Genomic DNA, 22,583 nt, shown 5'->3' with positions numbered 1-22,583 from the left:
TCGTGCCAACCAAGGTTGGCACCTACCAGTTGCGGTAGGTGCCGACCGTTGGTCGGCACACCTTTCAATACTTCTTCTTGGTGCGCTTGGCCGGCTTGCCCCGCTCGGGCGGCGGCGGCAGGCCATCGCCCTCGTCCTCGCCCTTGTGCTCGACCAGGCGGAAGTCGATCTTGCGCTCTTCCATGCTGGCCTTCAGCACCAGGATCCGCACGCGGTCACCCAGCCGGTAGCTGCTGCCGCGGCGTTCGCCGGTCAGCGTTTTGCGGGTGGCGTCGAACTTGTAATAGTCCTGCGGCAGCTGGGTCACATGCACCAGGCCCTGCACCTTGGACTCGTCCAGTTCCACGAACAGGCCGAAGCTGGTCACGCCGCTGATCACGCCGTCGAACTGGCCGCCCACGTGCTTTTCCATCCACGCCGCGCGGTAACGCTCGTCGACCTCGCGCTCGGCTTCGTCGGCACGGCGCTCGCGCTCGGAACACTGCAGCGCCAGGGCCGCCATTTCGCGCGCGTTGTAGGTGAACTTGTCCAGCGGCTTGCCGGACAACGCATGCTTGATCGCACGGTGCACCAGCAGGTCGGGGTAACGGCGGATCGGCGAGGTGAAGTGCGCGTACGCCTCCAGCGCCAGGCCGAAGTGGCCGTGATTCTCCGGGCTGTAGATCGCCAGGCTCTGGCTGCGCAGCAACACCGATTCCAGCAGCGTGGCATCGGGGCGGTCGCGGATCTTCTTCAGCAGCTTGGTGTAATCGCCCGGGCGCACCTTCGACCACGGCGGCAGGCTCAGCTTGAACTCCTTGAGGAATTCCAGCAGGTCGGCGTACTTGGTTTCCGGCGGCTTCTCGTGGATGCGGTACGGCGCCGGCACATGGCGCGACAGCAGGTACCTGGCGGCCTCGACGTTGGCCGCGATCATGCACTCCTCGATCAGCTTGTGCGCGTCGTTGCGCACCAGCATGCCGGCCTGGGTCACTTCACCACGGTTGTCCAGCACGAAACGCACTTCACTGCTTTCGAATTCGATGGCACCGCGCTTGGCGCGTGCCTTGGACAGCACCTTGTACAGCTGGTGCAGGCGCTGCACCTGCGGCAGCAGGTCGCCCATCCAGGCCTTGGTATCGGCATCGTCCTCGCCCACCGCCTTCCACACCTGGGTGTAGGTCAGGCGCGCATGCGAGTTCATCACCGCCTCGTAGAAGCGCGAATGCGTGACCAGGCCATCGCGGTCGATCTGCATGTCGCAGACAAAGCACATGCGGTCGACCTTCGGCATCAGCGAGCAGATGCCGTTGGACAGTGTCTCCGGCAGCATCGGCACCACGAAGCCCGGGAAGTACACCGACGTCGCACGCTTCTGCGCCTCTTCATCCAGCGGCGTACCAGGGCGAACGTAATTCGAGACGTCGGCAATCGCCACCACCAGGCGGAAACCCTCGGCATTCGGCTCGCAGTACACCGCGTCGTCGAAGTCCTTGGCATCCTCGCCATCGATGGTGACCAGCGGCGTGCTGCGCAGGTCGACACGGTCGCCAATCATCGCCGGCTCGACCACCAGCGGCACCGAGGCCGCTTCGTCCAGCACCTCCTGCGGGAACTCGAACGGCAGCTCGTGGCCATGGATGGCGGTCTCCACCACCAGCGACGCGGTCAGCTTGTCGCCGAGCACCGCGATGATGCGGCCGATCGGCGGGCGGCGGCTGTCCGGCGCCTGGGTCAGTTCACAGACCACCAGCTGGCCGTCGCGCGCACCACCGGTCTGGTCCGGCGGCACCTGCACGTTGCGCTGCACGCGCTTGTCGTCGGGCACCACGTAGTTGATGCCCATCTCGATGCTGAAGCGGCCGATCAGGCGGGTCATGCCGCGCTCCAGCACGCGGGCGATGCTGCCTTCGCGACGGCCACGGTGATCGATGCCGGTCACGCGGGCCAGCACCTTGTCGCCGTGCATGACCTTGCGCATTTCATAAGGCGGCAGGAACAGGTCGTCGCCGCCCTCGACCGGGCGCAGGAAGCCGAACCCTTCCGGGTTGGCGATCACCACACCGGTGACCAGGTTCAGGGTCTGGATCGGGGCGAAACCGCCGCGACGGTTCTGCACCAACTGGCCGTCGCGGACCATCGCACCGAGCCGGCGCGACAGCGCCTCGGCCCGGTCCGGAGCGGTCAGGCCCAGGCGCGCGCCCAGTTCCTCGGCGGTCTGCGGCCCTTCGCAGCGCTCCAGCAGGGCCAGGATGGCCTCGCGGCTGGCGATGGGCTGTTCGTACTTCTCCGCTTCGCGGGCGGCATAGGGATCGTCGATCACCTTGCCGGCCGGCGGCAGCTTGCGGCCCGGGGCCGGGCCCGGTGCATCGGTACTGCGGACCTTGCGGCCGCGTGGCGGTGCACCGCCTTCATTCAATTCGGGGAACCAGCCCGGCAGCGGCTTGCCCGGCTTGGTGGTGCGGGCTGCACCCGCCTTGGCGCCCTTGTTCGGGGCCTGGCTGCGGGACTTGCTCCCGCCCTTGCTTGGTTTTTTGGTAGTCATCGCCCTACATGGTAGCCGCTGGCGGCGTGCAGAACGGGTCAGCGGTCGCCTTCAAGCGATCGCGTCAAAAATATTCAGGAAGTCGTTGACAGCCTGCGGATTCATCTTCACAATTGCGCCTCTGGAACGCCCAGGTGGCGGAATTGGTAGACGCACTAGTTTCAGGTACTAGCGGGTAAAACCGTGGAGGTTCGAGTCCTCTCCTGGGCACCAACGAAAAAACTCCTCGCTTCGGCGGGGATTTTTTTTGCCTGTGATCCGGCAGCCGGGGTCGGATTCCTTTCCAGAGGAATGGGCTCTGGCCCCAAGCGAGTGAGATGGGGGGCAGAGCCCGTTTCGCATGCGCAACGGCAACCGACCCGGGATCAGCAAAAAGTGTTGACACCCCCGTCACGGCACCCCATAATCTCGCTCCTCGACGCCCAGGTGGCGGAATTGGTAGACGCACTAGTTTCAGGTACTAGCGGGTAAAACCGTGGAGGTTCGAGTCCTCTCCTGGGCACCACGTCGAGAATGAGAAAAACCCGCGAAAGCGGGTTTTTTCATGCCCCGGATCCGGCATCAGAACAACGGCCGCAGCACCAGTTCCAGCCCGAGCAGCAGCAGGAACCCCAGGAAGCAGGCGCGGAACACGCGGGCACTGATGCGCTGCCGGATCACCTGGCCCAGCCACATGCCCAGCAGCGCCGGCAGCACCGCCAGCGCACTCAGCCCCAGCTGCTGGATGCCGAACGCACCGTGCAGCACCAGACCGGTGGTCAGCGAAATCGTCGACACGGTGAACGCCAGCCCGAGCGCCTGCACCAGCTCCTCGCGCTGCAATCCCAGCGACTGCAGGTACGGCACCGCCGGCATCACGAACACACCCGTCGCCCCCGTCACCACGCCGGACAGCGCACCCACCAGCGGCCCCAGCCAGCGCTCGCGCCGCTGCGGCACGCGGAACACCGGCGCGAGCAACGCATAGGCGGCATAGACCACCAATGCCACGCCCAGCGCAACGCGCGACCAGGTGCGATCGACCCGCACCAGCAGTGCGGCCGAACCCAGCGTCACCACCACCACGGCAAGCATCATCGGCCACAAACGCCGCACGATGTGGCCCAGCGACGGCCCGGACAGCAGTTGCCACGCATTGGTGACGAAGGTTGGAATGAACAGCATCGACGCCGCCGCCACCGGTGACAGGGTGCTGCCCAGCAGGCCCATCGCCACCGTCGGCAACCCCATCCCTGTCACGCCCTTGACCACGCCGGCCAGCACGAACACCACCACCAGCAGCAAATAGAAGTACGTCGATTCATGCATGGCTTCATTGGACCGGGCCCTCGCCAGGCGCACAATGCGGTCTTCCCGGCCCAGCCTTCGGCTGACCCGAAGGCGCCGGATCAGCAATGAGGCACGACATGCGGATGGACATCGCCGACCTGCGCCTGTTCCTGGCAATCGCCGAAGCCGGCAGCATCACCGCCGGCGCGGCACAGGCAAACCTGGCATTGGGTTCAGCCAGCGAGCGCCTGCGCACGATCGAAGCCGATGCCGGCACCGCGCTGTTGCACCGGCACCCACGCGGCGTCAGCCTGACCGAGGCCGGCGCCGCCCTCGCCCACCACGCACGCCTGATCCTGCAGCAGCAGGCACAGCTGCGCGGCGAACTGCAGGCGTTCGCGCAGGGTGCGCGCGGCACCCTGCACCTGTATGCCAACACCGCCGCGCTGACCAACTACCTGCCCTCGCGGCTCGCGCCGTGGCTGGCCGAACGGCCACGCCTGCATGTGGAACTGCTGGAGCGCACCAGCCCCGAGGTCGTGCGTGCGATCAATGCGGGCCAGGCCGAGGCCGGCATCATCAGTGATGCGGTCGACGCTGCCGGCCTGCAGCAGCATGTGGTTGCCGAAGACCCGCTGGTGATGCTGCTGCCGGCCGATCACCGCCTCGCCTCGCGGCGCAGCGTGACCTTCGTCGAGGTTGCCGGCGAGACCTTCGTTGCCCTGGCCGATGGCAATGCACTGCAGACCTACATCGAGGACCAGGCGCACGACATCGGGCGCCGCCTGGATGTACGCATCCGCATGAAGACCTTCGAAGGCGTGTGCATCATGGTCGGCCACGGCATCGGCGTCGGCATCGTGCCGCGGACCATCGCGCGCCAGCATCGGCGCAGCACGCACACCGTCGCCGTACCGCTCGCCGATGCGTGGGCGCAACGACGCCTGTGCGCCTGCTTTGCCGAGTGGACACGACTGTCACCGGCGATGCGCAGCCTGCTGCATCACCTGGGCGTGCAGCCCCAGAAAAAAGTGTGAAATGTTGTTGACACATCTTCTGTCGCTCCCCATAATTCATCTCCTGAGTCGCCCAGGTGGCGGAATTGGTAGACGCACTAGTTTCAGGTACTAGCGGGTAAAACCGTGGAGGTTCGAGTCCTCTCCTGGGCACCACGACTCAAGATGATCAAACCCGCGAAAGCGGGTTTTTTCGTTTCCGGGGTCTGGGAATTCACGCCCCGAGATCCACCCATGCGTGGCGTGGATCCACCAAAAGAAAAACCCCGCCTTGCGGCGGGGTTTCTGCGTTTCAACAGCAATGAACGATCAGTGCCCGCCACCGGCGGCAGCACCCGCACCCGCGCCGAACGGCGGCTTGGCCAGCCACAGGAACGTGATGATCGCCAGGAAGATCCAGCCCAGCAGGAAGAAGATGTCGTTGAAGCCCATCTGCGATGCCTGGTGGTTGATCATGTTGTTCAGTACCGCTGCACCGTGTTGCAGGTCGCCCTGCCCCATCGCCGTCACCTGGTCCTGCATGCCGGGCTGATAGGCCGAGATGTGCTCGGTCAGGTCGGCATGGTGCACCTGGGTACGCCGCGCCCACAGCCACGTCGTCAGTGACGCCGCGAAGCTGCCACCCAGCGTACGCAGGAACGTGGCCAGGCCGGAGCCCGCCGCGATCTCGCGCCCATCCAGGTCCGACAGCAGGATCTGCAGCACCGGCATGAAGAACAGCGCGACGCCGATGCCCATGATCAGCTGCACGCCGGCCACGTGCATGTAGTCCACCTGCAGGTTGAAGTTCGAACGCAGGAAGCTGGTCATCGACAGCACGATGAAGGCGACCGTGGCCAGCATGCGCATGTCGAAGCGCGATGCGTACTTGCCGACGAATGGCGTCATGATCACCGGCAGGATGCCGATCGGCGCGGTCGCCAGGCCTGCCCAGATCGCGGTGTAGCCCATGTCACGCTGCAGCCACTGCGGGATCAGCAGCGCCACGCTGAAGAACGCCGCGTAGGCCACCACCATCGCCAGCGTACCGGCGCGGAAGTTGCGGTGCCGGAACAGCTTCAGGTCAACGATCGGATCCTTGTCGGTCAGCTCCCAGATCAGGAACACCGTCAGCGTCACCACCGCCACGCAGGCCAGCACCACGATCTTCATCGACGAGAACCAGTCCTCGTCGTTGCCCAGGTCGAGCACCAGCTGCAGGGCACCGACACCGATCACCAGGGTGACCAGGCCGACGTAGTCCATCTTCGGCTTCTCGATCTGCTCCGGGCGTCCCTTCAGCTGGTTGCCCACCACCAGCGCGGCGAAGATGCCCAGTGGCACGTTGATCAGGAAGATCCATTCCCAGCTGTAGTTGTCGGTGATCCAACCACCGAGGATCGGACCGCAGATGGGCGCCACCACCGTGATCATCGCCAGCAGCGCCAATGCCTGTCCGCGTTTCTCGCGCGGATAGATCGAGACCAGCAGCGACTGCGTGATCGGGTACATCGGGCCGGCCACGAAACCCTGCAGCGCACGCGACAGCACCAGCATGCCCATGCTCTGCGCCAGGCCGCACAGCAGCGAGGTGATGACGAAGGCCAGCGTGGCCCAGACGAACAGCTTGCGCTCGCCGAAGCGACGGCTGAGCCAGCCGGTCAGCGGCAGCGCGATGGCCGTGCTGACCGCGAACGAAGTGATGACCCAGGTCGCCTGCTGCGAGCTGGCGCCGAGATTACCGGCGATGGTCGGCAGTGAAACGTTGGCGATGGTGGTGTCGAGCACCTGCATGAACGACGCCATCGCCAGGCCCACGGTGCACAGGGCGACGCTGGGTGGCAGGAACCCGGAGGCCGCACCCGGCGCCGCCGGTGCACCCGGAGCGCCGGGTGCGGCTGGAGCTTGTGCGGACATGGCGACCTCAGCCCACCTTTGCCTGTTGCTGCGGCAGGTTGCCCTGGATGATCGTGTGGATCACCTCGTCGGCATCATGCAGCTGCTTGGCATATACGTCGGTGTCGAACACGGTGCCCTTGGCCGGGGTGCTCGGCAGTACTTCACCCTTCTGGTCGCGCAGGCTCACTTCGGCCTTCATCGACAGGCCGATGCGCAGCGGGTGTTCGGCCAGCTGCTTGGCATCGATGGCGATGCGCACCGGCACGCGCTGCACGATCTTGATCCAGTTGCCGCTGGCGTTCTGCGCCGGCAACAGCGAGAACGCCGAGCCGGTACCCAGGCCCAGGCTCTGGATGCGGCCCTTGTACTTCACGTCACCGGCATACAGGTCCGACTTCAGCTCCACTTCCTGGCCCAGGCGCATATGGCGCAGCTGGGTTTCCTTGAAGTTGGCCTCGACCCACATCTGCTCGGTCGGCACCACGGCCATCAGGGCATTGCCCGGCTGCACGCGCTGGCCCACCTGCACCGAACGACGGGCAACGTAGCCGGTGACCGGCGCGACGATGCCGGCTCGGGCGTTGTTGAGGAAGGCCTGGCGCAGCTGCGCGGCGGCGGCCTGCACGTCCGGCTGGGTGGCGATCACGGTGTCGTCGACCAGCGCGCGGTTGCGCTCGACGGTCTCGCGCGAACCGGCCACGGCCGCTTCGGCCGCCGCCAGCTCGTCGCGGGCGTGGGCCAGTTCTTCGTTGGAAATGGCGCCAGTGGCGGCCAGATCCTTGCGGCGGGCGAAGTCCTCGCGCACGCGCTTCAGGGTCACCTGGCGGGCGTTCAGGTCCGCCTGCGCGCCTTCCACGCTGCGGTACAGGCCACGGGTCTGGCGCACGGTCTTGGCCAGGTTGGCTTCGGCCTGCTGCAGCGCCACCGAAGTGTCGGACGGGTCCAGCTGCACCAGCAGCTGGCCGCGCTCCACGCGCATGCCGTCATCGGCATTGATGGCGACCACGGTACCGGCCACCAGCGGGGTGATCTGCACCTGGTTGCCCTGCACGTAGGCATCGTCGGTCTCTTCGAACCAACGGCCGAACATGAAGTACCACAGCGCCAGGGCGGCAAGCAGCAGCACGACGATCACGAACAGGCCGCGCAGCAGGTTGCCGCGGCGGTTGGGGGCGGCCGGGGCCGCGGTGTCTTGGGTCTGGCTCATGGCGGGCGTCTTCAGGAATGCGAGGAATCGGAATGGGAGGCGATCGGTGCGCGGTCGGTGTCGGCGGGCTGGAAACCACCGCCCAGCGCCTTGCTCAGGCGCACCGAGGTCTGCACCTGCTGCGACTGCAGGCCGGCCAGCTGCTGCTGCGACTGCAGCAGGGTGGACTGCGCGGTCAGCACGTCCAGGTAGCTGCCGATGCCGGCGCGGTAGCGCTGCTGGGCCAGGTCGAAGGCCGAGCGTGCGGTGTCCACTGCCTGCTGCTGCGCGTGCGCCTGCTGCGCCAGCGAGCGCACCGCGTTGACCTGGTCGGCGACGTCGCGCAGTGCATCGAGCACGGCCTGGTTGTAGTTGGCCACCGCCAGGTCGTACTGCGCGTCGGTGTTGGCCAGGTTGGCGCGCAGCTTGCCGCCTTCGAAGATCGGCAGGCTCAACGCCGGGCCGATGTAGGCGAAGGTCGAGCTGTTCTTCAGCAGGTCACCCACGTTCGGGGCGACCACGCCGGCCAGCGCGGTCAGGTTGAAGCTCGGGTAGAACTTGGTCTTGGCGACCTTGATCTGCTTGTCGGCCGCTTCCACGCGCCAGCGCGCAGCCACGATGTCGGGGCGACGGCCGAGCAGTTCGCTGGGCAGTACGCCCGGCAGCTGCAGTGCCATCGGGTTCAACGGCTGCGGGCGCTGGATCGACAGGCCACGGTCCGGCCCCTTGCCGACCAGTGCAGCCAGCGCGGTGCGGGCGGCGTCGATGCGCTGCTGCGCGGCCAGCACCTGCTGCTGCGCGGCCGGCACGCGGGCCTCGGCCTGGCGCACCTGCAGATCGCTGTCGATGCCGGCGCTGCGGCGCTGGCGGGTCAGCTGCAGCGATTTCTGCGAGCGGGTCAGTTCTTCCTCGGCCACGTCGTTGAGCTGCCACGCGTAGGCCAGGTCGGCATAGGCCTGGGCAATGCCGGTGGACAGGTTCAGGCGTGCGGCCTGGGCTTCAACGGTGGCGGCATGCGCGCCATCCACCGCCGCTTCCCAGGCGGCGCGCTTGCCGCCCCACAGGTCCACGCCGTAGCTGAAATCGAAGGCGACCTGGCTGCTGCCGCCATAGCGGCCGCCCATCTCGCTGCCGACCATCGACTCGGGCAGGCGCAGGCCGGTGTAGCCGCCGGACACCGACAGGCTGGGCAGCTCGTCGGCGCGCGCGGTACCGACCTGGGCCTGGGCCTGGCGCAGGCGCGCGTCGGCGGCGTCCAGGCTCGGGTGGCCGGCCAGGCCCTCGGCGACCAGTGCGTCCAGCTGCGCATCGCCCAGTGCCTTCCACCAGTCCTGCGCCGGGAAGCCGGCGGCGCTCAGGTCGGTGTCAGCCAGGGTGCGTTCGCTGTGCAGGCTGTCCACGTCAAGCACGTGGCCCTGCGGGTTGAGGCCACGACTGCTGGCGCAGGCGGCCAGGGCCAGCGCCAGCGCTGACACCAGCAGCGCGCGCCCGGACCGGCGGAGAGTGGAATGCGGGATCGGGTTCATGGGGTCGTCAGTGAATCGCGGATTCGGGTAAGGAGGGACAGCAGCAGCGTGCGCTCGTCGGCGGAAAGATCACGCAGCGCGTAATCCATCACCGCGTCGCCGCGCAGCTTCAGCCGCGCCCACAACGCACGGCCTTCGTCGGTCAGCACGATCTGCAGTGCCCGCCGGTCCTGCGCATGCGCCTCGCGGCGGACGCAGCCCAGCGCCTCCAGCTTGTCCAGCAGGCGGGTGACCGCGCTGGGCACCTGGTCGATGGCCTGGGCCAGTTCGTTGGCGGTGCAGGGCGCCATGTGGGAAAGCACCTTCAACCCGATGTAATGGGTGAAGCCGATTCCCAGATCTTCTTCCGCCATGGACGCGTCGAGTTGGCGCACCAGGCCGTCGCGCACCTGGCGCAGCAGCAGGCCGAAGCTGGGGGGAGTGGTTGCAGGACAGATCATGGGGGAGCATTCTCTTCCAAAAAAAATACTTCTCAATGGAAATATTCGATCTGGCATCGAATGCTGTGTTGCAGCAGCGGGCTCGATCAGTGAAGGCGCCTACCTTAATGATCTGGTCAGGTGGCCCGGTAGTACAATCCAGCCAATGGATGTCACATTTCAGCCAGCGGACATGATGAACAAGGCAGAAATTCAGGTTCCCAAACGCCTACTCAGAGATGAGGCACTGGACTGGTTCGAGCGCAACGACGGCCCGCCGGTCATCGCCTTCCGCTTCGACAGCCAGCAGGGCCTGGCCCGCGAGGTCGACTGGCACCACCACCAGCGTGCCCAGTTGATCTGCGTCGAACGCGGCCTGCTGACCACCCGCACCTCGCATGGCACGTGGTCGCTGGCGCCGGGCTCGGCCGGCTGGATGCCGCCGCTGGAACCGCACACCGTCACCCTCGACGGCCCGTTGCGCGGCTGGGGCATGGCATTGGCTGCACCGGCCTGCGCCACCCTGCCCGCCGACCCCTGCGTGCTGGGCCTGTCCAAGCTGGCGCAGGCGCTGGCCGACCGCATCTGCGAATGGCCGCTCGGCCATGACACCACGCCCGAGCGCCAGCACATCATCGACGTGCTGCTGGACGAGATCCGCACCGCGCCGCGCCAGCGCATGCACCTGCCGATGCCGCACGACCGGCGCCTGCTGAAGATCGCCTCGCAGTTGCTGGCCGACCCCTCCGACGAACGCAGCCTGGCCGAATGGGCGCATTGGGCCGGCCTGTCACCGCGCAGCCTGACCCGTCACTTCCGCGACGAGACCACGCTCAGCTTCGCCCAGTGGCGGCAGCAGGCGCGCCTGTCAGAGGCCCTGCGCCAGCTGACCGACGGCCGCAGCGTGGCCGACATCGCCCACGCGCTGGGCTTCAGCAGCGCCAGCGCGTTCGTTACCGTGTTCCGCCGCCACTTCGGGCTGCCGCCCGGGCGCTACCTGGCACGGGCCGGGCACGGCCTGGAAACCGGGCTGGACCCTGCGCGCGGCTTGGCATCCCCCGCCGCATCCGGATAATCACAGGATTGCGAGCGGCGACCGCCGTCGCCGCCTCCCGACAACAGGTAACAACGCCGCATGACCGAACTTGCCCGCCCCGTGTTCCACGGATTCGAACAACTGCCGCTGCGCGAGTACGCCGAACGCGCCTACCTCGACTACTCGATGTATGTGGTCCTGGACCGCGCCCTGCCGTTCATCGGCGACGGCCTGAAGCCGGTGCAGCGCCGCATCATCTATTCGATGAGCGAGCTGGGCCTGAATGCCGCGTCCAAGCCGAAGAAGTCCGCGCGCACCGTCGGCGACGTCATCGGCAAGTACCACCCGCACGGCGACAGCGCGTGCTACGAAGCGCTGGTGCTGATGGCGCAGCCGTTCTCGTACCGCTACCCGCTGATCGAGGGCCAGGGCAACTTCGGCTCCAGCGACGACCCGAAGTCGTTCGCGGCGATGCGTTACACCGAATCCAAGCTGACCCCGATCGCCGAAGTGCTGCTGGGCGAACTGGGCCAGGGCACCACCGACTGGGCACCGAACTTCGACGGCACCCTGCAGGAGCCGACCTGGATGCCGGCACGGCTGCCGCACCTGCTGCTCAACGGCACCACCGGCATCGCCGTGGGCATGGCCACCGACGTGCCGCCGCATAATCTCAACGAGATCGTCAGCGCACTGCTGCACCTGCTGGACAACCCCGATGCCAGCGTGCGCGACCTGTGCGAGCACGTGCAGGGCCCGGACTATCCGTCCAGCGCCGAGATCATCACATCGGCCAACGACCTGCGGAACATCTACGAGACCGGCAACGGCAGCGTGCGTGCACGTGCGACCTTCACCAAGGAGGCCAGCAACATCGTGGTGACGGCGCTGCCGTTCCAGGTGTCGCCGTCGAAGGTGATCGAGCAGATCGCCGCGCAGATGCGCGCCAAGAAGCTGCCGTGGCTGGAGGACATCCGCGACGAATCCGACCACGCCAACCCGGTGCGCGTGGTGCTGGTGCCGCGTTCCAACCGCGTCGACGCGGACCAGCTGATGGGCCACCTGTTCGCGACCACGGACCTGGAGCGCAGCTACCGCGTCAACCTCAACGTGATCGGGCTGGACGGCCGTCCGCAGGTGAAGAACCTGAAGATGCTGCTCAGCGAATGGCTGACCTTCCGCAGCAACACCGTCACCCGCCGCCTGCAGCACCGCCTGCAGAAGGTCGAGCGCCGCCTGCACCTGCTGGAAGGCCTGCTGGTCGCCTTCCTCAACCTGGACGAGGTGATCCACATCATCCGTACCGAGGACGAACCGAAGGCGGCGCTGATCGCGCGCTTCGGCCTGTCCGAGGAACAGGCCGAGTACATCCTGGAAACCAAGCTGAAGCAGCTGGCCCGCCTGGAAGAGATGAAGATCCGCGGCGAGCAGGACGAGCTGGCCAAGGAGCGCGAGAAGATCCTCGGCATCCTCGACAGCAAGGCCAAGCTGAAGAAGCTGATCCGCGACGAACTGACCGCCGACGCCAGGAAGTTCGGCGACGCACGCCGCTCGCCGCTGGTGCAGCGCCAGGCCGCGCAGGCCATCGACGAGACCGAGCTGGTGCCGAGCGAGCCGATGACCGTGGTGCTGTCGGAGAAGGGCTGGATCCGAGCGGCCAAGGGCCACGACGTCGATGCGTCCGCCCTGTCCTACCGCGATGGCGACGCCCTGCAGGGCGCAGTGCGTGCGCGCAGCACCCAGCAGGTCGCGTTCCTCGACAGCGAGGGCCGCGCCTACTCGACGCCGGTGCACACCCTGCCCTCCGCGCGTGGCAATGGTGAGCCGCTGACCGGCCGCTTCTCGCCGGCAGCGGGTACCAGCTTCGTGACCCTGGCCAGTGCCGAGCCGGATGCCCGCTTCGTGCTGGCCTCCAGCCACGGCTACGGCTTCGTCACCCGCTTCGAGAACCTGATCGGTCGCAACAAGGCCGGCAAGGCGATGCTGAACCTGTCGTCCGGCTCGTCGGTGCTCACCCCGTCGATGGTCGCCAACGTGGCCACCGACCGCATCGTGGCGGTGACCAGTTCCGGCAACCTGCTGGCGATCGCCGCCAACGACCTGCCGGAACTGGACAAGGGCAAGGGCAACAAGATCATCGAGATCCCGAAGGCCAAGCTCGCCACTGAACGCGTGGTCGCCATCGTGGCGATCAGCCCGGGGCAGACCCTGCAGGTGCGCAGCGGCCAGCGCACCATGGGCCTGAAGTTCAACGAGCTCGACGCCTACCTCGGCGCCCGTGCCACCCGCGGCCACCTGCTGCCGCGCGGCTGGCAGAAGGTGGAAGGGCTGTCGGTGGAATAAGAGGTACGGGGGTCGGATCCCTTTCCATGGGAAAGGGCTCTGACCCCAGGCACGAAAAAGCCGGGGCATTCCCCGGCTTTTTCGTTGTCGGCTGGCGGGCGGTGGAGCGGCTGGCGGGCGAAGGCTGGCTGGCGGTGCTCCGGTGCTGGCGGGCGACAGAACGCTGTGCTGCTGGTGGAGCCGACCGCTGGTCGGCTGCTTTTGGCTCCTGGTAGAGCCGACCGCTGGTCGGCTGCTTTCTGCAGAGCAGCCGACCAGCGGTCGGCTCTACCGGAAGGCAGCCGAGCATTGGCTCGGCTCTACAAAAACGATGCCCGCTCAGTGCGCCGGGGCGCCGTTGCCGTCGATCTTGCTCAGCTGGTACAGCTCCAGGCCGATGCGCTTGATCAGGCCCAGCTGCTGCTCCAGCCACCAGGCGTGGTCTTCCTCGGTGTCCTTCAGCTGCGCCAGCAGGATGTCGCGGCTCACGTAATCGCCCTTCTCCTCGCACAGCTTCATGCCGGCGGCGAGATTGTTCCGAACGGCGTATTCAGTATCGAGATCCTTCTGCAGCATCTCCTCCACGGTCTTGCCCGGCTCGGTGGCATGCGGGCGCATGTCCGGGTCGCCACCCAGGAACAGGATCCGGCGGAGCAGCGCATCGGCATGCTGGGTTTCCTCTTCCATCTCGTGGTTCAGGCGCTCGTACAGCGCGAACAGGCCCTGGTCCTCGTAGCGGCGGGAATGGATGAAGTACTGGTCGCGCGCAGCAAGCTCGCCGCGCAGCAGTTCCTTCAGGCAGGCGATGACGTCCGGGTTGCCTTTCATGGGGGGGCTCCTGTGAATCGATGCGGCATAGGGTGCCGCATTTCAAAATACGGTGATCTAATCGGAATCAGTCGCAGTTGCGCCTGCGGCTACAATCGGCCCACGAGTTCGGAAAGGACGTGCGATGCGACGTACATGGCGTTGGGTGCTGGGCGTGTTGATCGCCATCGTGCTGGTCACCGCACTGGTGCTGTGGCTGCTGCTGCGCGGCAGCCTGGCCGACCTGGACGGCGAGCATGCGCTGCCGGGGCTGGCCAAGCCGGTCACCATCGAGCGCGATGGGCTGGGCGTGGTCACCATCACTGCCGGCAGCCAGGCCGACGCGATGCGTGCGCTCGGCCGCGTACACGCGCAGGAACGTTACTTCGAGATGGACCTGATGCGCCGCAGTGCCGCTGGCGAGCTGTCGGCGCTGTTCGGGCCGAAGGCCATCGACGCCGACAAGCGCATGCGCGTGCACCGGCTGCGTGCACGCACCGAGGCGAATCTGCAGGCCGCACTGGGCGACAACGGCACGGCCGTGCGCGCCTACGTGGATGGCGTCAACGAAGGCCTGGCCGATCTCTCCGTGCGCCCATGGGCCTACCTGCTGCTGCGGCAATCACCACAACCGTGGCAGGCCAGCGACAGCGTGCTGACCGGGCTGGCCATGTATGCCGACCTGCAGGACCCCGGCAACCAGACCGAGCTTGCGCTCAGCCGCATCCGCGCAGTGGTGCCGCCGGCGCTGTACGCGCTGATCGCCCACGACGGCACCGAATGGGATGCGCCGCTGTTTGGCGAACCCACCGGCAACGCCGCCCTGCCCGATGCCAGCCAGCTGGACCTGCGCACATTGAAGGGAAAAACGGGCACTGAGCAGGAAGAGGGCGACGTCATCGGCAGCAACAACTTCGCGGTGGCCGGGGCGCTTACCGCCGACGGCCGCGCCATCGTTGCCGACGACATGCACCTGGGCCTGCGTGCACCCGGCCTGTGGTTCCGCGTGCGCCTGCGCTACCCCGACCCACAGGCCGCCGGCGGCCAGGTCGATGTCACCGGCTTCTCCCTGCCGGGCCTGCCGGCGGTGATCGTCGGCAGCAACGGGCACGTCGCCTGGGGCTTCACCAACAGCTACATCGACACGGCGGACTATCGCACGGAACCGGCCAACGCCGCCGTGACCGTGCACGAAGAGCGCATCGCCGTGGCCGGCCAGGCCGACGTGCTGTTCGCGGTGCGCGAAACCGACTGGGGGCCGATCCTGCATACCCATGCCGATGGCAGTGGCGACGCCCTGCGCTGGGTCGCACACCTGCCCGGTGCCGTACGCCTGGATTTCGCTGACCTGGCCCGCGCCGGTGACCTCGACGGTGCACTGCACTTCGCCGACCGTGCCGGCATCCCCGCACAGAACCTGGTGGTCGGTGATCGCAGCGGGCGCATTGCCTGGCGCCTGATCGGCGCTCGCCCGGACCGCGGCCCCGGCTGTGCACCGGCCGGCTTCAATGCCGCCAGCAACCAGGGCTGCGCGCCGTGGCCGATCCGCAGCGATGCCTCGCCGGCATTGATCGATCCCCCCAACCATCGCCTGTGGACCGCCAATGGACGCGTACTCGACGGCGAGGCACTCGCCAGCGTCGGCAACGGCGGCTATGACCTGGGTGCGCGGGCGCGGCAGATCCGCGACCTGCTGGCAATCCAGGAGCGCTTCGACGAGCACGACCTGCTGGCGATCCAGCTCGACGACCGCGCGGTGTTCCTGCAGCGCTGGTGGGCTCTGCTGCACGACGTCATCGAACGCAGTGACGACCCTGCGCTGAAGCGTTTGAAGGAGGCCAGCCATCAATGGGGCGGGCGCGCCTCGGCCAGTTCGGTCAGCTACCGGGTGGTGCGTGAATTCCGCACGCAGGTCATGGCCACGCTGTCCGATGCACTGCTGGCCCCGGCCAACGCGCAGCTGGGCGATGCCTACCTGGACCCACGCCTGGCACAGCTGGAAGGCGTGGCCTGGCCGATGCTGGAACAGCGCCCGGCCAACCTGCTGCCACCGGCCTTCGACAGCTGGGATGCGCTGCTGATCGACGCCGCCCGCCGTACCGAGGGTGAGCTGGCCAAGCAGGGGCCGCTGGCCAAGCGCAGCTGGGGTGAACGCAATACCGCGGCGATCTGCCACCCCATTGCACGGGCGCTGCCGGACATCGCCAAGCGCTGGCTGTGCATGCCCGCCGACCGCCTGCCCGGCGACCGGGACATGCCGCGCGTGCAGACGCCGAACTTCGGCGCCTCCGAGCGCATGGTGGTCTCGCCCGGCCACGAGGCCGACGGCATCGTGCACATGCCCGGCGGCCAGAGCGGCCATCCGCTGTCACCGTACTGGGGTGCCGGCCACGAGGACTGGGTGCATGGGCGCCCGACACCGTTCCTGCCGGGCAAGACGCAGCACGTGATGACACTGGTGCCAGCGCGGTAGTGCCGGCCGCTGGCCGGCATCCATGCAGGTGTGTCCAGCATCATCAGGTTGCCGGCCAGCGGCCGGCACTACCGTTCAACGCTCAGGCCCTGCGCCGTTCGATCAGGTTCAGCAGCGGCCCGGTCATCGCCGTGGTCACCAGTGCCATGATCACCAGCACCGCGAACAGGCGGTCACCGAGCAGGCCCAGCTCATACCCCAGGTTGAGCACGATCAGCTCCATCAGGCCGCGGGTGTTCATCAGCGCGCCCAGCCGCCACGCTTCGCGCGTGGGCATGCCGGCACTGCGCGCGGCACTGAAGGTGCCCAGCAGCTTGCCCGTCGTGGCCACCGCGATCACCACCACGCACAGCACGATGTCGCTGGCCTGCAGCGCATCGGCGCGCATGCGCAGCCCGGTCATGGCGAAGAACAACGGCAGCAGCAGCGTGACCGCGAACGGCTCGACACGTGCCATCAGCAGGTCACGCAGCTGCGCGTTGGACGATACCGCGACACCCGCAGCGAACGCGCCGAACAGCGCGTGGATGCCCAGCATCTCGGTGACCAGCGCACTGCCCAGCGACAGCAGCAGGATGCCGAGCAGCCAGCGCCCCTCACGGCCCGGCGCAATCTGCCGGCGCGCGAACCACGGCTTCACCAGCCCCAGCATCAGCGCCACGAACGCGACCACGCACACCAGGTTGAGGCTGGCCGGCAACCAGCCGCTGGCCTGGGCGGCAGCCACGATCAGCGCCAGCAGGCACCACGCGGTGGCATCGCCCAAGGCAGCGCAGGCGATCGCGGTCTGCCCCAGCGGCGTCTGTGTGATCCCGCGGTCGGCCAGGATGCGCAGCAGCACGGGGAAGGCCGTGATGCTCATCGAGATGCCTACGAAAAGTGCGAATGCGGTGAAGCCCACACCCTGTGGGCCGTGCTGCGGATACAGCCAGATCGCCAAGGCGACGCCGAGCACGAACGGCACTGCAATGCCGGCATGGCTGACGGTAAAGGCGAAACGCCGGCGGCCACGCAGCGCCGCCAGGTCCAGTTCGGCACCGGCCACCAGCAGGAACATCAGCACGCCCAGCTGGCTGAGCATGCCCAGCGGGCCCAGCGAACTGGCCGGGAACAGCGCACCATGCAGCTGCGGCAGCAGGCTGCCAAGCACCAGCGGCCCCATCATCAGGCCAGCGGCCATTTCGCCGATCACCGCCGGCTGTCCCATGCGCTTGAGCAGCGCCCCCGCGCCCTTGGCCACCAGCAGCAGTACCAGCAGCTGCAGCAGGAACAGGCCCAGCGGAGACGCCAGATGCTGCACCCAGCCGCCTTCGGCGGCGACGGAGGCACGGGCAACCGCCTCGGGCGCCGCCGGCCCGGCATACCGCGCCAGCAGCACGCCAGCCAGCAACGGAACCCCGGCCCACGCCAGGTAGCGCCATCCCCATTTCGTGGGCGGCGCGTTGCCGCCTGCCTGTACGTCCATGAACATTCCCCAATGCGCAGGGGGCGATCATACAAAAGGGGACGGAGGGGATTAAGTCGTTTGTGCCACAAACGACTTAATCCCCTCCGTCCCCTTTTGGGGGTGCTCAGGCCAGTGCCTGCTCGTGCACGCCGGCGATCGCGCGACCGGAGGGATCTGCCGCCGCGGCGAAGCTGGCGTCCCAGGCGATGGCCGCGGGCGACGAACAGGCGATCGACTTGCCTCCCGGCACGGTCTCGGCCGCTGCCCGGCTCGGGAAGAACTGCTCGAACAGGTGGCGGTAGTAGTACGCCTCCTTGGTCTGCGGCGGGTTGTGCGGGAAGCGCTTGTCGGCGGCCGCCAGTACACGGTCGCTCACCTGCGCCTCGGCATGTGCCTTCAGCCCATCGATCCAGCCATAGCCCACGCCATCGCTGAACTGTTCCTTCTGCCGCCACAGGATGCTGTCCGGCAGGTAGCCGTCGAACGCCTCGCGCAACACGGCCTTCTCAATGCGGCGGCCGCCAAAACCGGCACCGACCATCTTGTGTGCGGCATCGAAGCGCATCGCCACATCGAGGAACTCACGGTCGAGGAACGGCACGCGCGGCTCCACGCCCCAGGCCATCATCGACTTGTTGGCGCGCAGGCAGTCGTAGTTGTGCAGGGCGTCGAGCTTGCGTACCAGCTCGTCGTGGAATTCACGCGCATCCGGTGCCTTGTGGAAGTACAGGTAGCCACCGAAGATCTCGTCGCTGCCCTCGCCGGAGAGCACCATTTTCACGCCCATCGCCTTGATCCGCCGCGCCAGCAGGAACATCGGCGTCGATGCGCGGATGGTGGTGACGTCGTAGGTCTCGATGTGGCGGATCACCTCCGGCAGCGCATCGAGGCCTTCCTCGAACGTGTACTCGAAACCGTGATGCACGGTGCCCAGCGCTTCGGCGGCGATCGCTGCGGCGGCCAGATCGGGCGAGCCCTTCAAGCCGATCGCGAACGAGTGCAGGCGCGGCCACCAGGCTTCGGTCTGTCCCCCATCCTCGATGCGACGACGTGCATAGCGCGCGGCCACCGCCGCCACCAGCGACGAGTCCAGGCCACCGGACAGCAGCACGCCATAAGGCACATCGCTCATCAGCTGGCGCTCCACCGCATGCTCGAACGCCTGGCGCAGTTCAGCCAGATCGGCCCGGCGGCCCTGCACGTCGGCGTAGTCGCGCCACGGTTGCTGGTAGTAGCGCACCAGCTCACCGCTGGCACTGTCGAAATAGTGGCCCGGCGGGAACTGCGCGACATCGGCACAGGTATCGACCAGCGCCTTCATTTCCGAGGCCACGCGCAAGCGCCCCTGGGCATCGTGGCCCCAGTACAGCGGCACCACGCCCACCGGGTCGCGCGCCACCAGCACGCGTCCACTGTCACGGTCCCACAGCGCGAAGGCGAAGATGCCGTTGAGCTGTTCCAGCCACTGCGCCGGCGCGCCGCCCTGGCGGTAGAGCGCGTTGATCACCTCGCAGTCCGAGCCAGTCTGGAAGTCGTAGGTGGTGGTCAGCGCCGCCTTCAACGCCTGGTGGTTGTAGATCTCGCCGTTCACCGCCAGCGCCAGCTGGCCATCGGCCGACAGCAGCGGCTGCGAACCACCGGCCGGATCGACGATGGCCAGCCGTTCATGGACCAGCAGCGCACCTTCGTCGAGGTACACGCCGCTCCAGTCCGGGCCACGGTGGCGCTGGCGTTGCGACAGTTCCAGCGCGTGCCGGCGCAGGGCGGGAAGATCGTCACCGGCCTGCAGGCCGAAGATTCCGAAGATCGAACACATGGGGGAGCTCCTGTTGGGGATTTCACGGGTGGGAGGGTGTTCGACCGGCCATCCAGGCCCGGGTGGGACTACGCCCGGGCACAAAAAAACCCGCATCGACCGATGCGGGTTTTCTGGTGTCCGGGCGTGTGTTGCTGTCTATCTACCCAGGGCGCAGTCCCGCATCGGCCGCGCACGATTATTCGCGCGCAGATTATTGCGGTTGTTGTTATTGACGGCGGTGGCCAGGCGGATCGACATGGCATTGACCCTACCCCGGTTTCCGGCATGGTGCAACCGTTGCGTTGGCAACCACTCCCAGGCGCGCATAATGGCCGGCCGTGAAACGTGTAATGGAAATGCAACACCGCACTGGACGCAACGCGGCGCTGGCCGCCCTGTTCTGCCTGGGCCTGGCCGCCTGCCAGACCCTGGCCCCACCCTCGCCCCTGCCGCCGGCCCAGCTGCAGGGCCTGGAACAACGCGGCACCGACGGCAGCTTCGAGGGTGCCTTCGATACCGCGCAAACCTTCGAACGCTTCAACGATCCGCGCGCCATCGCCTACTACGAGCGTGCCGCCGCGGTCACACCCTGGACCTTCCACAACACCAAGGCGGAAGAAGCACTGGGCAGGATCTGGATCTCCGGCACGCTGCGGCATGCCGACAGCCCCCACATCAATCCGGCGCCGGTGCTGCGTGCGTCCTGGCGACGCGGAGAACGCGCCTACCTGGCGGCGGCCTACCACGGCAATCCCTATGCGTTCTACGAACTCGCCAAGGCCTATCGTCAGCCAGGCGACGCGCAACAGGCGCTGCGCTGGGACCTGCGCGGAATGATCTACGAGCGCTACCCGAGTTCATCGTCACGGCTACCGGATGCGGTGGCCGCACAGGATGGCACCGTGCATCCACTGGTTGCGCAGATCCAGCGCCGCGCCGAGCGTGGCGATGCCGAAGCGCAGGTAGACCTGGGCGCGCTGCTGGAAAAGGGCATGGGACTACCGCGCGATCCCGCACGTGCGCTGCAGCTGTACCAGCGTGCCGGCGAGAAGGGCAATGTGTTCGGCCAGTACTTCGCCGGACTGCTGCTGGGCCGCAGTGCACCGGGCGTGGAGAAGGACACCGACGCAGCCGCACGCTGGTTCGCCCGGGCCGAGGCGCAGCACTTCTACATGGCGGCGCCGAGCTACTGGGAAAAAGCGGTCGAGCCGCCGTTCTTCATTTTTTCTGAGTAGAGCCGAGCCACGCTCGGCTGGGCATTCCCTGCAGAAGCAGCCGAGCATGGCTCGGCTCTACAGGAAAGCAATGCCGGCGAAAGGCGTGCCGACCAACGGTCGGCACCCAGCGTCGCAGGTTCACGCCAGCAGCCGCTCCACCAGCCGCTGGTACAGCCCCGGCAATGCCTCCAGATCGGCCACGCGCACGTTCTCGTCCACCTGGTGGATGCTGGCGTTGACCGGCCCCACTTCGATGCACTGCGCGCCCAAGGGCGCGATGAAGCGTGCATCGGAGGTGCCGCCGCCGGTGCTTTCTTCCGGTGCACGGCCGATGTGCTCGGCCAGCACCGCACGCGCGGTGGCGCGCAGCGTGCCCTCCGGGGTGTAGAACGGCTCGCCGCTGCGGTGCCACTTCAGCGTGTACTGCAGGCCATGCCGTTCCAGCAGCGCGGTGATCTCCGCTTCCAGCTTCGGTGCATCCCAGTGCGGGTTGTAGCGGATGTTGAAATCCACCTCGAGCTCGCCGGGAATCACGTTGTTGGCACCGGTACCGGCATGGATGTTGGAGACCTGCAGGCTGGTCGGCGGGAAACTTTCGTAGCCGTCATCCCAGCGCCGCGCACTCAGCTCGGCCAGGGCCGGCGCCGCCTGGTGGATCGGGTTGCGTGCCTTCTCCGGATACGCCACGTGGCCCTGCACGCCCTGCACGCGCAGCTTGGCCGACAGGCTGCCGCGACGCCCCACGCGCAGCAGGTCACCCAGCGTCGCAGTCGAGGACGGCTCGCCGGTGATGCACCAGTCGATGCGCTGGCCGCGTTCGGCGAACAGGCGTGCGACGTGGCGCACGCCATCGATGGCGTCGCCTTCCTCGTCGCTGGTCAGCAGCACCGCCAGCGTGCCGGGATGATCAGGATGCGCGGCAACGAACTGCTCGGCGGCCACCACGAACGCCGCCACGCTGCCCTTCATGTCGGCGGCGCCACGGCCATACAGCACGCCATCGCGGATCTGCGGGCTGAACGGATCGCTGGCCCAGGCCTCGCGCGGGCCCGTCGGCACCACGTCGGTATGGCCCAGCAGCACCAGTACCGGCGCGCCCTGGCCGTGGGTCGCCCACAGGTTGTCGACCTCACCCAGCCGCAGGTGATCGCACTGGAACCCGGCCTGCTTCAGGCGTGCCGCCAGCAGCGCCTGGCAACCGGCATCATCGGGCGTCACCGAGGGCCGCGCGATCAGCTCGCAGGTCAGGTCGAGCACCGCGCTCATGCGTCACCCACGCCGAAGCGGGCCTTGAAGCCGTTGTCGCTGAAGCCCTGGCTGACCGTGCCATCGGCCGTGACCACCAGCGGGCGCTTGATCAGCTGCGGGTACTCGCGCAGCAGCAGCTTCCATTCGGCCTCGGAATCGGCGGCCTTGCGGTTGTCCGGCAGCTGCCGCCAGGTGGTGGAGGACCTGTTGACCATCGCGGCCAGGCCACCCAGCTGCGCGGCCCACGCCAACAGCATTTCCGGGCTGGGTTTGTTGTCGCGGTAGTCGACGAAGGTGTACGGCACGCCGAAGCGGTCCAGCCACCTGGTCGCCTTCTTGCAGGTATCGCAGTTCTTCAAACCGTAGACAGTGGTGCTCATGGCCATCTGTGATGCTGGAAAACAGAGGGCCAGAATC

Annotated in this window: 16 protein-coding genes and 3 tRNA genes; 8 read left to right on the top strand and 11 right to left on the bottom strand. The window is 67.4% G+C overall.

The genetic code is table 11. The features are described from left to right. Positions 1 to 64: 64 nt before the first annotated feature. Positions 65 to 2,524, bottom strand: coding sequence for a ribonuclease R (gene rnr / locus AC5P8F_RS02200; RefSeq protein WP_049442198.1), 2,460 nt, complete (start codon positions 2,522 to 2,524; stop codon positions 65 to 67). A gap of 128 nt (positions 2,525 to 2,652) precedes the next feature. Here rnr and AC5P8F_RS02195 point away from each other — a divergent pair. Further along, positions 2,653 to 2,737, top strand: a tRNA-Leu gene (locus tag AC5P8F_RS02195). A 207-nt stretch (positions 2,738 to 2,944) separates the two neighbouring features. After that, positions 2,945 to 3,029, top strand: a tRNA-Leu gene (locus tag AC5P8F_RS02190). A 56-nt stretch (positions 3,030 to 3,085) separates the two neighbouring features. Here the strand turns inward: AC5P8F_RS02190 and AC5P8F_RS02185 are convergent. Next, complete coding sequence (locus AC5P8F_RS02185; RefSeq protein ID WP_014646526.1) at positions 3,086 to 3,832, bottom strand: sulfite exporter TauE/SafE family protein; 747 nt, start codon at positions 3,830 to 3,832, stop codon at positions 3,086 to 3,088. A gap of 98 nt (positions 3,833 to 3,930) precedes the next feature. Between AC5P8F_RS02185 and AC5P8F_RS02180 the strand changes: the two genes are divergently transcribed. Next, positions 3,931 to 4,830 carry a LysR family transcriptional regulator gene (locus AC5P8F_RS02180; RefSeq protein ID WP_329768070.1) on the top strand — a complete coding sequence of 300 codons (900 nt, stop codon included), beginning with the start codon at positions 3,931 to 3,933 and terminating at the stop codon, positions 4,828 to 4,830. A gap of 50 nt (positions 4,831 to 4,880) precedes the next feature. Then, a tRNA-Leu gene (locus AC5P8F_RS02175) sits at positions 4,881 to 4,965 on the top strand. A 153-nt stretch (positions 4,966 to 5,118) separates the two neighbouring features. Here AC5P8F_RS02175 and emrB read toward each other — a convergent pair. The 4 genes from emrB to emrR are packed head-to-tail and all read right to left on the bottom strand — an operon-like array spanning position 5,119 to position 9,839. Next, positions 5,119 to 6,705 (bottom strand): multidrug efflux MFS transporter permease subunit EmrB, encoded by a 1,587-nt coding sequence (emrB, locus tag AC5P8F_RS02170; protein ID WP_005408769.1) that lies wholly within the window; start codon positions 6,703 to 6,705, stop codon positions 5,119 to 5,121. A 7-nt stretch (positions 6,706 to 6,712) separates the two neighbouring features. After that, positions 6,713 to 7,894, bottom strand: coding sequence for a multidrug efflux MFS transporter periplasmic adaptor subunit EmrA (gene emrA / locus AC5P8F_RS02165; RefSeq protein ID WP_032956867.1), 1,182 nt, complete (start codon positions 7,892 to 7,894; stop codon positions 6,713 to 6,715). Positions 7,895 to 7,905: 11 nt separating this feature from the next. Further along, entirely contained in the window at positions 7,906 to 9,399 is a 1,494-nt protein-coding gene (gene emrC, locus AC5P8F_RS02160; protein ID WP_329768034.1) for a multidrug efflux transporter outer membrane subunit EmrC, read from the bottom strand. Further along, a complete protein-coding gene (gene emrR, locus AC5P8F_RS02155) occupies positions 9,396 to 9,839 on the bottom strand; it encodes a multidrug efflux system transcriptional regulator EmrR (protein ID WP_014646521.1) in 444 nt (147 codons plus the stop codon). Before emrR ends, emrC begins: the two co-directional genes overlap by 4 nt. A 172-nt stretch (positions 9,840 to 10,011) precedes the next feature. On the opposite strand from emrR, the gene AC5P8F_RS02150 reads away from it, so the two are divergent. Together AC5P8F_RS02150 and parC are read left to right on the top strand one after the other, a co-directional pair. Beyond that, positions 10,012 to 10,893 (top strand): helix-turn-helix domain-containing protein, encoded by an 882-nt coding sequence (locus tag AC5P8F_RS02150; RefSeq protein WP_046429737.1) that lies wholly within the window; start codon positions 10,012 to 10,014, stop codon positions 10,891 to 10,893. 60 nt (positions 10,894 to 10,953) lie between these two features. After that, complete coding sequence (gene parC / locus AC5P8F_RS02145) at positions 10,954 to 13,197, top strand: DNA topoisomerase IV subunit A (RefSeq protein ID WP_288494573.1); 2,244 nt, start codon at positions 10,954 to 10,956, stop codon at positions 13,195 to 13,197. Positions 13,198 to 13,515: 318 nt separating this feature from the next. Here the strand turns inward: parC and bfr are convergent, their stop codons facing one another. Beyond that, positions 13,516 to 14,004, bottom strand: coding sequence for a bacterioferritin (bfr, locus tag AC5P8F_RS02140; RefSeq protein WP_005408763.1), 489 nt, complete (start codon positions 14,002 to 14,004; stop codon positions 13,516 to 13,518). A 124-nt stretch (positions 14,005 to 14,128) separates the two neighbouring features. Between bfr and AC5P8F_RS02135 the strand changes: the two genes are divergently transcribed. After that, positions 14,129 to 16,456 carry a penicillin acylase family protein gene (locus tag AC5P8F_RS02135; protein ID WP_046429734.1) on the top strand — a complete coding sequence of 776 codons (2,328 nt, stop codon included), beginning with the start codon at positions 14,129 to 14,131 and terminating at the stop codon, positions 16,454 to 16,456. An 82-nt stretch (positions 16,457 to 16,538) separates the two neighbouring features. Here AC5P8F_RS02135 and AC5P8F_RS02130 read toward each other — a convergent pair whose 3' ends face one another. Both AC5P8F_RS02130 and asnB read right to left on the bottom strand, forming a co-directional pair. Next, complete coding sequence (locus AC5P8F_RS02130; RefSeq protein WP_014646517.1) at positions 16,539 to 17,927, bottom strand: cation:proton antiporter domain-containing protein; 1,389 nt, start codon at positions 17,925 to 17,927, stop codon at positions 16,539 to 16,541. A gap of 100 nt (positions 17,928 to 18,027) precedes the next feature. Continuing rightward, complete coding sequence (gene asnB, locus AC5P8F_RS02125) at positions 18,028 to 19,719, bottom strand: asparagine synthase B (protein WP_049441563.1); 1,692 nt, start codon at positions 19,717 to 19,719, stop codon at positions 18,028 to 18,030. Between the two features lie 338 nt (positions 19,720 to 20,057). On the opposite strand from asnB, the gene AC5P8F_RS02120 reads away from it, so the two are divergent. Continuing rightward, positions 20,058 to 20,936 (top strand): tetratricopeptide repeat protein, encoded by an 879-nt coding sequence (locus tag AC5P8F_RS02120; protein WP_495227580.1) that lies wholly within the window; start codon positions 20,058 to 20,060, stop codon positions 20,934 to 20,936. Between the two features lie 120 nt (positions 20,937 to 21,056). On the opposite strand, the gene dapE is transcribed toward AC5P8F_RS02120, so the two are convergent. Together dapE and AC5P8F_RS02110 are read right to left on the bottom strand one after the other, a co-directional pair. Continuing rightward, the gene (gene dapE / locus AC5P8F_RS02115) at positions 21,057 to 22,184 is read right to left on the bottom strand and encodes a succinyl-diaminopimelate desuccinylase (RefSeq protein WP_049403828.1); all 1,128 of its coding nucleotides are present in this window, start codon (positions 22,182 to 22,184) and stop codon (positions 21,057 to 21,059) included. Beyond that, positions 22,181 to 22,552 (bottom strand): arsenate reductase, encoded by a 372-nt coding sequence (locus AC5P8F_RS02110; protein ID WP_014646513.1) that lies wholly within the window; start codon positions 22,550 to 22,552, stop codon positions 22,181 to 22,183. Before AC5P8F_RS02110 ends, dapE begins: the two co-directional genes overlap by 4 nt. Between the last annotated feature and the right edge of the window lie 31 nt (positions 22,553 to 22,583).

This window comes from Stenotrophomonas sp. YJH_SMC_69 (assembly GCF_059370495.1).
Note: the sequence above shows the minus strand (reverse complement) of the source record. Positions and strands in the feature narration are given on the sequence as shown.